This is a genomic window from Streptomyces sp. Ac-502 (assembly GCF_045222935.1).
Lineage (GTDB): Bacteria > Actinomycetota > Actinomycetes > Streptomycetales > Streptomycetaceae > Streptomyces > Streptomyces monomycini.
Window position 1 is genome coordinate 4,237,480 of the sequence record NZ_JBHFFO010000001.1, and the last position, 14,874, is coordinate 4,252,353.

Sequence of the window (14,874 nt, forward strand, 5' to 3'; positions counted from 1 at the left end):
CCTTCACCACCCGATCTCGTTCGCGGTCTCTTCGGCCAGCGCCGGGGAACAGGTCATCCCCCGCCCACCGGGCCCGGTGACCAGCCAGACGCCGTCGCGTACCCGCTGCCGGTGCACGACGCGCGAGGTGTCCGTGCACTGCGCGTAGACCCCGGCCCAACGGCGGCGCACGGCGGGCAGCGGGCGCCCGAGCAGCCCCTCGACCACTGTGGTCAGGTGCTCGTACGGGTCCTCGACGACGTCGAAGCCGAACGGCGTGTCGTACTCGTGTGTGTCGCCGATGGTCAGTCCGCCGTCCGCGCGCTGCACCATCAGCAGCTGCATCCGGTGCTCGGCGGCGACGGGCGCCTGCGGCCGCGCCGCCGCCCACTCGTCCAACTCGGTCCCCCCGTAGGCCGGGTAGTAGCGGAAACTGTCCGCATCCGCGACCGATGTGGTCAGGGCCTCGCCGAGCGGCGCGGTCTGCATCATCTGGAGCCGGACGCGGCGCACCGGCAGGCCGGGCGCCAGCTCCCGCACCAGACCACCGAGCCAGGCGCCGGTGCAGAGCACGACGGTGTCCCCTTCGTGCAGGTCACCGTGGTCATCTCGTACGGCCCGTTCACCGACGACGTCGCGCACCTCGCGGCCGCCCATGTAGGTGTAACGCCCGGACGCCATCAGCGCCTCGCGCAGCGCGCGCTGGGCGGTACGGGGTTCCACAGCGGCATCCCGCTCGCACCACAACGCCCCGGCGAACTCGCCCCGCAGGGCAGGGTTCACGGCCCGGGCCTCCTCGGCGTCGAGCAGCTTGAAACCCCGGACCGCGGCATCCGCGCGGCGCATGGCAGCATCCGCGACGGCCCGCTCCGCCTCGTCCCGTACGACGGTCAGCGAACCGTTCGCCCGGAACCCGAGCCCGGGCACCCGCGCCCCGATCCCCTCCCACAACTCCCGTGCCCGCAGCGCCGTCTCCAGCTCCGCCCCACCGGCCCGCCCACCGACCCAGACCAGCCCGAAATTCCGCACCGAGGCCCCACGCGCCTCGGCCTCCCGCTCGATGTGCACGACCTCGTGACCGCGCCCGACCGCTTCCCAGGCGTGCATGGTCCCCAGCACCCCGGCTCCGACAACTATGACTCGCATGCCGGGAACGCTCGCGGGGGCGGGTGACCCGGGGCGGACCGGGAGACGGCGCCGGGGTGAACGGGGACTCAAACTTGGCCTAGACCCGTTATCTTTTCGTGACTTAGCGGTGCCCGTGCCGGTGGCGGCACCATCTCCCCGCTCCGGCTTCGCTCGCGGACAGCCGCATGCGGCCGGTCGCGCCCGCCCCGTGGCGTGTTCCTTTCCGTGAGCGAGCACTCGAAAGGACAATTGCGATAGACATTACTTCCGTCACCGTGGTTGCTGTTTGCTAGGTCTCGCTGATACACCCGTGCGCTGACTGCGGCCACTACGGGCATCGGGCGCAAGCGATCGGCTTCCTCCTGCCGATCGAGGGAAACAGGCGTGCCGACGACTCATCACACAACAGCACTAAAAGGTGGCCGCCGCGCCGGGCCCACAGCTCCCCCGCCACCTTCACGCACGCCATTCGGCAGATGCGCCGAAAGAGTCGCGGGTTTCCTTTCGGTCCACCGCACCCGCCTGTGGGTCGCCCTCTGCTTCTCCATCTCCTTGGCTCTGGGCCTGCAGCAGTGGAGTGCGGGGAAGCTGGGCGGATTCGACCTGGGAATCTTCGATCAAGCCATCCGGAACTACTCCGGTTTCCGATTACCCCGATCGGAACTGAAGAGCACGCATCATGGTTTCCCGGCGGACTTCTCCGTGCTGGGAGACCACTTCTCCCCCGTGCTGGCACTCCTCGCTCCCCTCTACTGGATCTGGGACGACCCGCGTGTACTCCTGATCGCCCAAGCAGCGCTCTTCGCCGCCGGAGTCCCCGTGGTCCGACGTATCGCGGAGAGCTGTTTCCAGAGCGCACCGCCGCCCGTCGTCGCCCGGGCCGCGAATGTCGCCGGTGCGGCGTACGCGCTGGGGTGGCCTCTGATGGCGGCGTCCCGCCGCGGTTTCCACGAGGTCGCATTCGCCGTTCCCCTGCTGCTGCTTCTGCTGGAACGAGGAATGCGCCGGCGCTACGGAGCTGTTCTGGTGTACGCCGGATTGCTGTGCTGCACCAAGGAAGACCTGGGCCTGGTGGTCGGTGTCTACGGCGCGGTACTGGCACACCGCAGCCGACGCGGCGGCGTGAAGAGCCGGGCAGGTGTCGCAACAGGGGCGGCCCTGTTCGTCCTGGGCCCCGCGGCCACCATCGTGACCATCAAGTGGCTGCTTCCGATGATGGGAGGAGCGCCGGGGTTCTACTGGAGCTACCACCAACTGGGCCCCGATTTTGGTGCCGCCCTGCTGAAGGCCGTGACGGAACCCTGGGTTCTGTTCGGAGTGGCCACCGCTCCGCCGGTGAAGATCACGCTGATCATGTGGCTGTTCGGCACCTTGCTGTTCCTGCCGCTGGGTTCGGCGACGGTGTGGTGCGCGCTGCCTCTGGTGGCAGAGCGCGTCCTGTCCGAGACGTCGAACCACTGGACCGTGATGTACCACTACGACGCCTTCCTCTGGCCGATCCTGCTCACGGCCGGCGTGGAAGTGTCGGGAAGGCTCCACCGTCGGAGCCGCACGGGCAGTCACGGAAATCGCAGAAGCGGTGGAATCCGTGGGATCCGTGGAAATCCCAGAGGCCGTGGAAATCGCAGACCGAGCTGGGCCGTACGGTGGTGGGGGCCGGGCGCCGGCCTTCTGACCCTGGTCATCGCTGTCCCTTTCGGCCTGTTCGTGCTTCCCCACCCCGGCTACTGGACACCCGACTCCCCCACTCGCGCGCTGCGCGAAGCTGCCGGGATGATTCCCGACGGGGCTTCCGCGGAGGTGGACAACATCATCGCGCCGCACTTGACCGCCCGTGGCCCCGTGGTGCTGGCGGACACCGTTCCGCGAGGCGCGGATTACGTACTGCTCCAGTTCGGCGTCGTTTCGTTTCCCTTCACGTCCGTTTCCCAGGAGCGGCAGTACTCCGGTTTTCTGCTGGAGCACGGATACCGCCGGGTCTGGGAGCGCGACCAGGTGATGCTGTTGCGCCGCGAAGCCGAGTTCCCGATCACCCCGGAAGGCCCTGCCGCCGGCCCCGAAAGCAATCCGGCTCCAGAAGGAACGGCACCGCGAACGGGAATGAGCATCTTCCGCGGCTGAGGCGGACGAGACGGTCAGCCACGGCGACCGGCTGGCGTGCGGGCGAGTGTCAGACAGTCCCCGTCGAAGGGGCGGCAGGGCGATTCGAGGCCGTCATCCGGTCAGGTGCCGGGTGGGAATCCGGGCAGGCGTCCGGCTGCGATCAGCCGCCCAAGTGGGTCGTGAACGAGAACCGGTCGCCCCGGTAGAGGGACCGCACCCGCTCCAGCGGTACGCCCCGGGTGTCGCGGGAGAGGCGGTGGATCAGCAGCATCGGGAGGGCGCCCGGCGTGCCGATCAGCAGGGCCTCGCGTGGGGTGGCCAGTACGGTTTCCAGGCGTTCGTCCGCGGTGCCGAAGCCGATGCCCAGGTGTTCGTGGAGGTAGGCGTAAAAGGAGGAGTCGGGTGCGAACTCCGTGTCCAGGCGCGGTACGCGTGCCACGGAGACGTACGTGCTCTCCAGACCGACCCGTTCCTCGTCCGCGAGCAGTACGCGTTCCAAATGCCAAACGGGGTCGCCCACTTGCAGGCCCAGTTCCCCGGCCAGTTTCGTCGGAGCGGGGAAACGGTCGAGGCCGACCAGGTGACGGCCCGGACGCCGGCCCTGTTTCCGTACGCCCTCGGTGTAGCTCGCCAGGGACAGCGGCTGCTCCAGCTTGGGGCCCGCCACGACCGTGCCGCGGCCGAGGCGTCGCAGCCGTCCCTCCAGGTGGAGTTCGCGCAGCGCCAGGCGCAGGGTTTCCCGGGAGACCTCGAAGCGCAGGGCCAGGTCGCGTTCGGCGGGCAGCGCCTCGCCCTCGCCCAGCTCGGCGAGGAGCGCTTCGATCCGGACCTTCGCCGCGTAGTACTTGGGGATGCGTCCGTGCTCGGGGATGCCGGAGCGGATCGGTGCGCCAGGTTCCTGGCCGTTCGGGTAGTCCACCGGCCGATCCTCGCACCCTTCCCGGAGGGGGATCGACGGGTTCAGCGTCGGCGGAGGCGGCGGGCCGCCGCCACGAGGAGCGCGCCGGCGGAGAGGAACACCAGGGCGGCGGCTCCGATGCGGGTCACTCCTGGGGAGCCGGTGTCGGCGAGGTGGGGTGGGGGGCCGGGCGCGGGGCCGGGAACGGAGGCGGGGACGGAGACAGGGGTGAGGGCTGGGGGGTCGGTCCGTGTTGCGGGGGCGGGGGCGGCCGCGGGGACGGCGACCGTCACGGCGTGGGCCGGTGGCGTGGCGTGGGCCGGTGGGCTGACGGCCGGAAGGGGCACGGTCAGGAGGACGGCGGACAGCAAGACCGTCGAAAGGGGGCGCGCAGCAAGGCAGTCGGGAGGGTGGTGCGCAGCGCGGGCGGTGGAAGAGTGGCGCGCGGCAGTGCGCGGGGCGGACGCACGGGCATGACGGACGCTCCTGCTCGATCAGCTCAGGCGACGGGGACCACACCAGGCCGCTCGTATGACCGGTCGGTTCCGGACCCTGCCATGCGGGCCCGCCGCCGGGGCACCGACGCCCCGGTGCGGCGCACCGATCGCCCGAATGCCGCGCGTTCAGCGCAGTCCGGCGGCCGTCCCGGCGCCGAACGGTGTGCCCGGCGCGCCGAAGAGCGGGGCCAGGACGAGGTGCGCCGCGCCGTCCGCGACCGCCCGCGCGCCGCCCTCGGCCAGCGCGACGGGGATCGCGGACGTACGGCCGTCACCGCGCACGCGGGCCTGTTCGGCGAGGGCTTCGGCCACGCCGCGTACGTACGTATCGGGACGCGCCAGCACCGTACGGCCACCGAGCAGGACCCGGTCGATGTCGAGGAGTTCCACGAGGTTGGCCGCGGCGGTGCCCAGGATGCGCGCCGCCTCGGCGGGCACGCCGCGCGCCGCCCTGTCGAGGCACAGGGCCTCGACGCAGCCGCGCTTGCCGCAGCCGCAGCGCGGGCCGTCCAGTTGCAGCACCTGGTGGCCGAACTCCCCCGCGCCGGTCCTGGCCCCCCGGTACAGCGCGCCGCCGAGCACCAGGCCGGCGCCCAGGCCCGTACCGAGGTGGAGGTAGCCGAACGAGCCCCGGCCGCCCGGTTCGCGCTGGGCGAGGCCGAGCGCGGCGGCGTTGGTGTCCTTGTCGAGGACGACGGGGAGGCCGAGCCGTTCGGCGAGGGCGGCGCGCAGCGGGAAGCCGTCCCAGTCCGGGAAGCCGGTGACCCGGCGCAGTACTCCGGCCGTGTGGTCCAGCGGCCCCGGGCAGGCGGCGCCGACGCCCAGTACGCGGGGCGAGCGGGCCTCGTCCGGCAGCGCCGCGAGCTGGGCGGCGACCGTGTCGAGCACGGCGGGCGCGCCCGCGCCGAAGTCGAGCGGGGCGGTGCGCTCCGCGACGGTGCGGCCCGCGAGGTCGGTGAGGACGGCGGTCAGCTCGTCGCGGTCCAGGTGCAGGCCGATCGCGTACCGGGCCTCGGGCACCAGGCACAGCACCGTACGCGGCTTGCCGCCGGTGGAGGCGCGCCGGCCCGCCTCGGCCGCCAGACCGTCGGCCCGCAGCCGGGCGGTGATCTTGCTGACGGCCTGCGGGGTCAGACCGGTGTGCGCGGCCAGCTCCAGCCTGCTGACACCCGCCGGTCCCGCCGACCGCAGCAGGCCCAGGACCAGAGCGGTGTTGTGGCCGCGCAGGGCGGGCAGACCGGCTCCGCCGCCGGGCGGCGCGGAGGAGGGGGAAGGGCCGGGGTGGAGGCGGGGGTGGGGGCCGGGGCAGGGGCCGATGCAGAGGCGGGCGCGAAGGGGGTGCGGGGGACTGCGCGGAGGACGGGGTGGAGGGCGGGGCGGCGACACCCGGTGGCGCAGGGGCCGGTGCGGCGACACGTTCCTCGGGGTCGTTGCTGGTCACCCGTCCATTGTCCGCATTGCTTGCACTTTGGCAACAGCGTTGCTTAAGTGGACGGCATGAACGACTCCCCCGGCACACCCCTCCGCGTCGGCCTCATCGGCTACGGCCTGGCCGGCTCGGTCTTCCACGCCCCGCTGATCGCCGCCACCGACGGCCTGGTGCTGGACACCGTCTCCACCGGCAACCCGGACCGGCAGGACCAGGCACGCGCCGAACACCCGCAGGTCCGTACGGTCGCCACCCCCGACGAGGTGCTGGCCCGCGCCGGCGAACTGGACCTCGTCGTCATCGCGTCCCCCAACAAGACGCACGTGGCACTCGCCGAAGCCGCCCTGCGCGCCGGGCTGCCCGTCGTCGTCGACAAGCCGCTCGCCGGGACCGCCGCCGAGGCCGACCGGCTGGCCGGCCTCGCCGAGGAGCGCGGCCTGCTGCTCTCCGTCTTCCAGAACCGCCGCTGGGACAACGACTTCCGTACGGTGCGCAAGCTGGTCACCGAGGGCGCACTCGGCGAGGTGCAGCGCTTCGAGTCGCGCTTCGAACGCTGGCGGCCGAAGCCGAAGGGCGGCTGGCGCGAGTCCGGCGATCCGGCGGAGATCGGCGGGCTGCTGTACGACCTGGGCAGCCACGTCGCCGACCAGGCGCTCGCCCTGTTCGGGCCGGTCACCCTGGTCTACGCCGAGTCCGACGTACGCCGCCCGGGCGCGGAGGCCGACGACGACACGTTCCTCGCCCTCACCCACGCCGGCGGCGTCCGCTCGCACCTGTGGGTCAGCGCGACCACCGCCCAGCTCGGCCCGCGCTTCCGGGTGCTGGGCAGCCGCGCGGGCTATGTGAAGTACGGCCTGGACCCGCAGGAAGCGGCACTGCGCGAGGGACGTCGCCCTGGCGACGACCCGGACGGCTGGGGTACGGAGCCGGAGTCGGCGTGGGGCCGGATCGGCGCCGGGGAGTCCCCGCTCACCGGCGGCGGCGACCCCGTACCGACCCTGTCCGGCGACTACCCCGCGTACTACGCCGCCGTCGCGGAAGCACTGCGCACCGGGGGCGAGCCGCCGGTGAGCGCCAGGGAAGCGGCGGCCGCGCTGCGCGTCCTGGAAGCGGCGAAGACATCGGCGGCCGAGGGCCGCTCGATCCGGATCGAGGAGACGGCATGAGCAGCACGACGCAGGTGAACGGCACAGGTGGCACCGGGGTGCTGAACGGTCTGGACGAGCGTGAAGCGGCCCGCCACCAGGTACGCGAACTGGAGGAGCAGGAGCGCCGCCTGGTCCTGGAGCGCTTCGGCAACGAGGACGCCTGGCGGCTCGGCTGCCTGCTGGCGGACCTGGCGCGCGAGCGCGGCGCGGCCGTGACGGTGGACATCCGGCGCGGTGCGCAGCAGCTGTTCCACTGCGCGCTGCCGGGCACGTCGGCCGACAACGACGCGTGGATCGAGCGCAAGCGGCGCGTCGTCGAGCGGTACGCGGAGTCCTCGTACCTCGTCGGCGCCCGTTTCCGCGCCAAGGGCCGGACGTTCGAAGAATCGTCCCGCCTCGACCCGGACCGCTACGCCGCGCACGGCGGCGCCTTCCCCGTACGGCTGCGCGGCACCGGAGTCGTCGGCACGGTCGCGGTCTCCGGCCTCCCCCAGGGCGACGACCACGCGCTGGTGGTCGACGCCCTGGGGCGCTACATCGAGCAGCAGCCGACGGGCTGACCCGGAGGTCAGCTGCCGGAGCGGCGGCGCGTGCGGATGATCAGTACGAGCACCGCACCGCTGACGACGGCGGCCGCTGCCGCACCGATGAACAGCGGGTCCTGGAAGGTGCTGCTGCCGCTGTGCGCCAGCTGGTCGTCGTCATCCGTCGGTCCCGGGGCGGGTACTGGGCCGGTGGAGGAGGAGTTTGTGGGGGTAGGGGTGGGGGTGAGGGTTGGCGTCGGGGTGGGGGTGGTCGGTGACGGTGGGGTGGTCGGTTCGGTGGGCTCCGGAGTCGGCTCGGTGGGCTCCGGGGTGGGTTCGGTGGGCTCCGGGGTGGGGGTGGTCGGTGACGGAGGTGCGGTCGGCTCGGTCGGCTCCGGGGTCGGCTCCGGGGGAGTCGGCGACGGCGGGCGGGTCGGCTCCGTGGGTGACGGGGTCGGTTCGGTGGGGGTGGGCGTCGGGGACGGGGTCGGTTCGGTGGGGGTTGGGGTCGGAGTCGGCTCGGTCGGTGACGGGCTCGGGCCCGTCGGTGTGGGTGACGGCTCGTCGGTAGGTGTCGGCGACGGCTCGTCCGTAGGTGACGGGCTCGGGTCGGTCGGCGACGGGCTCGGGTCCGTCGGTGTGGGTGACGGCTCGTCGGTCGGCGACGGCGACGGCTCGTCCGTGGGAGACGCTGACGGCTCGTCCGTGGGTGACGGCTCGTCCGTAGGCGACGGTGACGGCTCGTCCGTCGGCGACGGTGACGGCTCGTCCGTCGGCGACGGTGACGGCTCGTCCGTCGGCGACGGTGACGGGTCCGTGGGAGACGGGCTCGGGTCGGTCGGCGACGGGCTCGGCTCCGTCGGGGACGGGCTCGGCTCCGTTGGACTCGGCGACGGTGTCGGCGTCTGCGTCGGTGTCGGGCTCGGGCTCAGTGCGCGGCAGTCCGGCAGGTCCCCGTTGAACGGGTAGTTGTGCAACTCCGCGCCGGACGTCGAGGTGTGCACCAGCGAACCGACCGTGTAGAGGCGGCCGTTCATGCCCGGCACCGAGACCGTCGTCGTACTGCCCTGCTTGCCGACCAGCACGCTCCCCTGGAACTGCGCGCCGCCCTTGAACTCCACCGTGTTCGCGTCCGGGAAGTTCCACAGCAGCCGCTCGCGGATGCCGGGCGGCTGGAGGTCGTGGCCGATGTAGGTGTTGATGGCGCGGGCGTCGCCGACCATGTTGACCAGCACGGTCGCGCCGGCCGGGATGTTCTGGAAGGTGATGCCCTGGGCGCCGCCGTTGCGGCCCACCAGGTCGAAGTCGACGTTGAAGACCTGGAGGGCGGAGGTGCCGTCGCCGGTGAAGACCGTCGAGTAGCCCTGGTTGACGGCGGTGCCGGTCGCGGGCCGCTGCCCGTCGCCGGTCCGGGCGTAGCACTGGCTGCTCGCCGTGAGGTCGGGCACCAGTGCGCGGTACGGATCGGCGGCGCCGGGCCGCTGGTCCGACTGGGGGATCACGGTGCCGGTCAGCCTGCCTTCGTACGCGACGACGCCGTGGGTGCCGCCTTCCTCGGCGAGCAGCCGCTGGCCGGGGGCGATGGTGACGTCACCGCCCACGGTCAGGAAGTCGGAGCCGTTGGGCGGGGGCACCCGGGAGCCGACGCCGACGACGCCGACGTTGTAGACGCTGGAGCCGCCGGTCTTGTTCATCTGGAAGCCGCCGAGGGTGACGATCTTGCCTTCGGCCTCGGCGGCCGAGCCGCCGACGCGGAAGTCCCCGCCGACGAAGATGTTGAGGTTCTCGTCCCGTCCGGCCACCGGTCCGTTGTTCGGATCGGCGTACGAGGGCGGGCACTGGCTCCCCCGGCACGGGCCGAGCCCGCCGGGCAGCGGGGCCGCGAAGCCGAACGCCGCGAACAGGCCGAGGAGCACGGCGGCCACGGCTCCCAGGGCGGCGGCCCCCATTACATGGGACCGTTTTGTCTTTTTTGCAGGCATATGGGAACTATGTGCGTGGAGTGGCCGGGCAGCGGGACCGTTCGCGCACCCGTACGGCGAGTCCCCCTGTCCAGCCGACAGCCGGCCACCGGGCGCCCCTCCGGGACGAGCCCGCGCGCCCGAGTGCCCAAGCACCCGAGCGCGCGCCCGAGTGGCCGCCCCGCGCACCCGAGCCGCGCACCCGAAGGCCCATCCCGTGCACCCGAGGGCCCGCCTCGGTGACCTGAGCAGCCGTCAGGCCCCCTTCAGCTCCTGCCGCTGCCGCCCCAGACCGTCGATCTCCAGCTCCACCACATCACCGGCCCGCAGATACGGCTTGGGCTCCGGGCAGCCCATCGCCACGCCCGCCGGGGTGCCGGTGTTGATGACGTCGCCCGGGTGCAGGGTCATGAACCGGCTCACGTAACGGACCACTTCGGCCACCGGAAAGATCTGTTCGGCGGTCGTGCCGTCCTGCCGTAGCGTGCCGTTGACCCACAGCCGTACGCCCAGCGCCTGCGGATCGGGCACCTCGTCCGCCGTCACCAGCCACGGCCCCAGCGGATTGAACGTCTCGCAGTTCTTGCCCTTGTCCCACTGGCCGCCGCGCTCGATCTGGAACTCCCGTTCGGAGACGTCGTGCGCGATCGTGTACCCGGCGACGGCGGCGCGGGCTTCGTCGTCGGTCTCCAGGTAGCGCGCGGTACGGCCGATGACGACGGCCAGTTCGGCCTCCCAGTCCGTCTTCACGCTGCCGCGCGGCACCAGCACCGTGTCGTCGGGCCCGACGACCGTGTCCGGTGCCTTCATGAAGACGATCGGCTCGGCCGGCACGGCGGCACCGGTCTCGCGCGCGTGATCGTGGTAGTTCAGCCCGATGCACACGATCTTGCCGATCCGGGCGACCGGCGGCCCGGTGCGCAGACCGGCCGGGTCCAGGCGCGGCAGTACACCGGCGGCGGCCGCCGCCCCTATCCGGGCGAGGGCCGGGCTGTCCCCGAGCAGTTCCCCGTCGACGTCCGTGACCAGCGACGACAGATCGCGCAGCACGCCTTCCTCGTCGAGCAGCGCCGGGCGTTCCGCCCCCACCGGACCGACACGCAGCAGCTTCATCGGTACAACTCCCGTGGTCGAAGGGTCGGTCCGGGAGGGCTCTCCCGGACCGGCCGATGGGGACGGCCATCGAGCGATTCGGACGATCGTCCAAGAACGGCGTCCGCTCCGCAAGACCCGGTTCACGTACTGGACCGTTACCCGGCGGTACGTACCGGGGACGTACCGCTATCCGGCCGTACCCGCCTGCACCGCCGTCCCCTCCCCGGCCGTACGGTCCGCGCGGCCGTCCCGGTCGCGCTCCCGGTGCAGCAGCGCCCGCTCGCACGCCGTCCACGCCGTGGTCGTCACCAGGTAGAGCGCGGCCGCCAGCGGCAGCACCGCGATGCTGACCAGCGTCCCGAAGGACAGCAGCGGCATCACCTTCGTCATGGCGCCGAGGCCGGGCACCGCACCGCCGTCGGGTGTGCCCGCCTGCCCGAGGGGCGCGCCCGTCGCCGCGTTCCGCGCCATCGTCGTACGGGCCCGCCGGTAGTTCCAGGTGGCGACGGCGGCGGCCAGCACGAACAACGCGAGGTAGACCCGCCCGTGCGGTCCGGTCAGGCCGCCGTCCGCGAGGGCCTGCGTCCAGTGCCCGCCGAGCGGGGCGCCCAGCAGCGTGTGCGCGAGCAGACCGCTGCCGTCGCTGGTGAACAGGTGGTACATGACGAAGAAGACAGGCAGTTGCAGAAGCGACGGCAGGCAGCCGGCCAGCGGCGAGGAGCCGGTCTCGGCGTAGAGCGCGGCGGTCTCCTCCTGTAGGCGCTGCGGGTCCTTCGCGTACTTACGGCGCAGCTCGGCCAGGCGCGGGGCGTGCGCGGAACGGGTCTTCTCGCCGCGGGCGGCGGCGCGGGCGAGCGGGTGCAGTGCGGCGCGTACGCACAGGGTGAAGAGGATGATCGCGGCGGCGGTCGCCGAAGCTCCGAAGAGCGGTTCGAAGAGGTCGGCGGCCTGGGACAGCGCGCTGCCCAGGGTGGCGAAAACGGACATGGGTGAGCCCTCCACGGGGTCTCGTCGTGCCGGAAGAGGATTTCGGCGTGACGAGCCGCGCGGGGCCGGGGCCTTCGCGGAGTGCGAGGGGTAGGCGCCTACGCGGCCGTCGGGAGGGGACGGCCGGGCGCCCTGGGCCGCGGGCGGCCCGCGGCGTCGGGATCGCGTTGCGGCAGGAAGGCCGTACGGCGTTCCCGGTCGCGCATGGCGGTACGGACGCGGCCCGGCGGTTCGGGACGGGCGAGCGCGGCGGCCAGGAAGGCGCGGCACAGCAGCAGTACGGCGGCGGTGGTCGCGGCGGCGGCGAGCGTCGAGGTCAGGCCGCTCTGGGCGAGCGCGAAACCGGAGAGCAGGAAGAAGAGCGCACCCATGTACAGCCGCCAGGCTTCGGCGAAGCGCCGCATGTGCTCACTCCTTCCCGGTCCGTGCGGTTCGTGCGGTCCGTACGATCCGTGCGGTTCGTACGGCGGATGGCAGTTCCCGGCTCATCCGGCCGGGTTCCGCACCAGCGTAGCGGCAGGGCCGCCGGTCGGGGCAGCCGGGCAGAACGGCCGGGCAGGGCGGCGGCCCCGGAGGGGAGCCCGGGGCCGCCGCGGTCACCGTGCGCCTGTCACAGCCCGTTGACCCGGGCCTCCCTGGCCACGCCCAGCGGCCGGATGCTGGAGGCGACGGCCCTGGCCCGGCGGCCGGCCCGGGAGCGGTAGCGCCGTACGTGAGCCATCAGGCGGCGGCTGCGCAACGCCATCTCCAGTTCGAAGCGGGTCCGCGGATCGCGCAGCGCGGGGCCGAAAAGCTTCTCGATCTGCCGCAGGCGGTAGCGCACGGTCTGCGGGTGCACCTGGAGCACCCGGGCCGCTTCGGGCGCGCCGCCGCCCTCCAGCCAGGCGAGCAAGGTGACCTCCAGGCGTTCGCTCTGGCGAGGCGTCAGGTCGTCGAGAGGACTCAGCCAGCGTGCGGAGAGTGCTGCGGCCAGCGATTCGTCCTGGAGGAGGAGCAGTGTGGAGAGGTGGTCGTCGACGAAGGCCGGGCGGGTGTCGGGGCCGCCGCGGCCGGGTGACAGGGCGAGCAGGGCGCGGGCCCAGCGCAGCGAGGAAGCGGTGTCACCCGCCGGTACGGCATGGCCGACCGCCGCCGCCCGGCCCTTGAGAGCGGCCTCCAGACGGGCGCGGGTCTGCGTCCCGGGGTCGGGGACGAGCAGGCAGGTGTCACCGTCGACGGTGCCGATGAGGGCGTCTCCGAGGGCGGCGGCCAGCTGGGGGCTTCGGCGGGTGAGGCGAGCGCGATGGCCTGCACGAGCGCCGGTACGGGCCAGCCGGCACAGCGGGCCACTTCGGCGAGGGCGACGTCGGAGACGTCTTTGGCCCCGGAGAGGGCGGCGAACATTTCCCGGCGGGCCGGCGCCATCGGCAGTGGAGTGACGACGAGGTCCTTGGGCCGCCGGACGCGTTCCGCGTTCTCCTGGTAGCCGAGCGCCACCACCATCGCCTGTTCCACGGCCCGGTGGGTCTCTTCGGCACCCGTTTCCGCGAGCAGTGCCGCAAAGGCGGGAAATCCGCTCCGCAGCTCCTCGCACACCTTCCCGGCGAGCGCCGGGAGTTCCTTTCTCAGCACGCGGGTCCATTCGCCGCGGGGGCGTGACCAGATGCGGTTCAGGAGATCACACATCGCTACCTCGTTCCTGGCGTGATGCGGAGGGGGTACGGCCCTGCTGCTCGGAAGCACCGCCGTGCGGTGGAGCGGTGGAGCGGTGGAGCGGTGAAGCGGTGGTGCAGTGGATCGGTGGAGCGGTGGATCGGTGGATCGGTGGATCGGTGTCCGGTGACGCTTCGAGCGGCGGTCGTGCTTGAGGGGGCACCATCCGGAGTTACCCCGCGTAACTTCGATGCCGGTGCAGGAATTTGTCACAGCGCGATAAACCGGAGGACGGTCCGGCGGCGTTCCGTGATGCTGCTGCTCACCCCGGGCCACCGCCTTCGGCGCATACCTTTGCGCGTCCCGGCGGGAGACCGCGCATAAACCGTGGTGAATATCCCGGCGCGCGGCGTACGCATTTCACCGCGCGGACATCGCCGCGAGGCGCCACCCACGTGCCTCCCCTTCCCCGCGCCCCTCCCCTCCGCCCCCGGCTCCCCTCAAGGAGGCCTCATGTCCGCATCCCGTCTACGGGCCGCCCTGCGCCCCGCCCTGCCCGCCGTCGTACTCCTCTTCCTCGCCGTGGCCACCCAGGCCGGAGCGCCCCGGCGGGCCCTGGACTTCCTGGACTTCGGCGCGGGCGTCCTCGCACTGGTCTCACTCACCGGCACCGTGCTGTGGGGCCTGGCCGCCACCGACCGGCTGCTGCTGCACTCCGGCCACCGGCTGGTCGCGCAGGCCGTGCACCGCGGCACCGGCGTCGCCGGGCTCGGCTTCCTCGCCCTGCACATCGGGGTGAAGATCGCCCGCGACCGGACGAGCGGCACGGCCGCCGTGGTGCCGTTCACCGACGACAGCCGCCCCCTGCTCATCGGACTCGGCACTCTGGCCGGCTACCTCTTCCTCGCGGCGGCGGTGACGGGCGCGGTGCGCGGCGCGTTCACTTCGCGCCGCGGGTCGCGGTGGTGGCGGGTGCTGCACATGGGGGCGTACGTGGCCTGGTGCGCGGCGCTGGTGCACGGGCTGAAGTCAGGGCGCGCTGCCGCTGGTTGGGTGACCACCGGATACATGCTGTGCGTCGCCGGGGCCGCGGTGGTGCTCGTACTGCGGATACGGGCGCCGCGGCGAACCCAGGTCCCGCACAGCCCGCCGCCGAACGCACATTCCGGCAGGCCCCGGGGCGCGGATCGGGCGGCCCGGCACTCCCGCGGTGTCCGTCCATGACGTACGGCTGTGCGCGGAGAGTAGGGCGATGTGGCCGGTACGGCGGCGGGGGCGAACGGTGCGCCTACGGGGCCAGCTTTGGTGGGCCCCCGGTTACCTCAACGTATCGAAGACTGAATGGAGTTCCCTATGACGCACTTGGCGTCGGCCACCACGATTTCGATGCCTGCCGTCGCGTCCGGTTCGGCCGTTCCCGGCCTAGCCGTTCCCGGGCTGGCCGTTCACGGTCTGACCGCACCCGGACTGTCCGCACCCGGCCTGGCCGTCCC

At 72.7% G+C, this 14,874-nt stretch carries 14 protein-coding genes; 4 read left to right on the top strand and 10 right to left on the bottom strand.

The window, feature by feature from the left end:
• Window positions 1-3: 3 nt before the first annotated feature.
• The gene (locus ACEXOX_RS19030; protein WP_406522056.1) at window positions 4-1,125 is read right to left on the bottom strand and encodes a TIGR03364 family FAD-dependent oxidoreductase; all 1,122 of its coding nucleotides are present in this window, start codon (window positions 1,123-1,125) and stop codon (window positions 4-6) included.
• 366 nt (window positions 1,126-1,491) lie between these two features.
• Here ACEXOX_RS19030 and ACEXOX_RS19035 point away from each other — a divergent pair, with 366 nt between their 5' ends.
• Window positions 1,492-3,228, top strand: coding sequence for a DUF2079 domain-containing protein (locus ACEXOX_RS19035; RefSeq protein ID WP_406522057.1), 1,737 nt, complete (start codon window positions 1,492-1,494; stop codon window positions 3,226-3,228).
• 142 nt (window positions 3,229-3,370) lie between these two features.
• Here ACEXOX_RS19035 and ACEXOX_RS19040 read toward each other — a convergent pair whose 3' ends face one another.
• The 3 genes from ACEXOX_RS19040 to ACEXOX_RS19050 all read right to left on the bottom strand — a co-directional run bounded on the left by ACEXOX_RS19040 (window position 3,371) and on the right by ACEXOX_RS19050 (window position 5,841).
• A complete protein-coding gene (locus ACEXOX_RS19040; RefSeq protein WP_406522059.1) occupies window positions 3,371-4,129 on the bottom strand; it encodes a GntR family transcriptional regulator in 759 nt (252 codons plus the stop codon).
• A gap of 41 nt (window positions 4,130-4,170) precedes the next feature.
• Window positions 4,171-4,479: a hypothetical protein gene (locus ACEXOX_RS19045; RefSeq protein WP_406522061.1), complete on the bottom strand. Its 309-nt coding sequence runs from the start codon at window positions 4,477-4,479 to the stop codon at window positions 4,171-4,173.
• A 252-nt stretch (window positions 4,480-4,731) separates the two neighbouring features.
• Complete coding sequence (locus tag ACEXOX_RS19050) at window positions 4,732-5,841, bottom strand: ROK family protein (RefSeq protein ID WP_406526393.1); 1,110 nt, start codon at window positions 5,839-5,841, stop codon at window positions 4,732-4,734.
• Window positions 5,842-6,102: 261 nt separating this feature from the next.
• Here ACEXOX_RS19050 and ACEXOX_RS19055 point away from each other — a divergent pair, with 261 nt between their 5' ends.
• Both ACEXOX_RS19055 and ACEXOX_RS19060 read left to right on the top strand, forming a co-directional pair.
• Window positions 6,103-7,200: a Gfo/Idh/MocA family oxidoreductase gene (locus ACEXOX_RS19055; RefSeq protein WP_406522063.1), complete on the top strand. Its 1,098-nt coding sequence runs from the start codon at window positions 6,103-6,105 to the stop codon at window positions 7,198-7,200.
• Entirely contained in the window at window positions 7,197-7,742 is a 546-nt protein-coding gene (locus ACEXOX_RS19060; RefSeq protein WP_406522065.1) for a heme-degrading domain-containing protein, read from the top strand. The genes ACEXOX_RS19055 and ACEXOX_RS19060 overlap by 4 nt, the downstream gene beginning before the upstream one ends.
• A gap of 8 nt (window positions 7,743-7,750) precedes the next feature.
• Here the strand turns inward: ACEXOX_RS19060 and ACEXOX_RS19065 are convergent, their stop codons facing one another.
• From ACEXOX_RS19065 to ACEXOX_RS19090, 6 genes are all read right to left on the bottom strand, one after another.
• The gene (locus ACEXOX_RS19065; protein WP_406522067.1) at window positions 7,751-9,631 is read right to left on the bottom strand and encodes a choice-of-anchor A family protein; all 1,881 of its coding nucleotides are present in this window, start codon (window positions 9,629-9,631) and stop codon (window positions 7,751-7,753) included.
• 291 nt (window positions 9,632-9,922) lie between these two features.
• Window positions 9,923-10,780 (bottom strand): fumarylacetoacetate hydrolase family protein, encoded by an 858-nt coding sequence (locus ACEXOX_RS19070; protein WP_406522068.1) that lies wholly within the window; start codon window positions 10,778-10,780, stop codon window positions 9,923-9,925.
• Window positions 10,781-10,948: 168 nt separating this feature from the next.
• On the bottom strand, window positions 10,949-11,749 hold the full coding sequence (locus ACEXOX_RS19075) for a YidC/Oxa1 family membrane protein insertase (protein WP_406522070.1): 801 nt from the start codon (window positions 11,747-11,749) through the stop codon (window positions 10,949-10,951).
• Between the two features lie 98 nt (window positions 11,750-11,847).
• On the bottom strand, window positions 11,848-12,153 hold the full coding sequence (locus tag ACEXOX_RS19080; protein WP_030021535.1) for a DUF6412 domain-containing protein: 306 nt from the start codon (window positions 12,151-12,153) through the stop codon (window positions 11,848-11,850).
• Window positions 12,154-12,359: 206 nt separating this feature from the next.
• Window positions 12,360-12,641, bottom strand: a complete 282-nt coding sequence (locus ACEXOX_RS19085; protein ID WP_406522072.1) for a helix-turn-helix domain-containing protein — start codon at window positions 12,639-12,641, stop codon at window positions 12,360-12,362.
• Window positions 12,642-12,691: 50 nt separating this feature from the next.
• Window positions 12,692-13,414, bottom strand: coding sequence for a hypothetical protein (locus ACEXOX_RS19090; RefSeq protein ID WP_406522074.1), 723 nt, complete (start codon window positions 13,412-13,414; stop codon window positions 12,692-12,694).
• Between the two features lie 480 nt (window positions 13,415-13,894).
• Here ACEXOX_RS19090 and ACEXOX_RS19095 point away from each other — a divergent pair, with 480 nt between their 5' ends.
• Complete coding sequence (locus tag ACEXOX_RS19095) at window positions 13,895-14,605, top strand: hypothetical protein (RefSeq protein ID WP_406522076.1); 711 nt, start codon at window positions 13,895-13,897, stop codon at window positions 14,603-14,605.
• Window positions 14,606-14,874 lie beyond the last annotated feature (269 nt).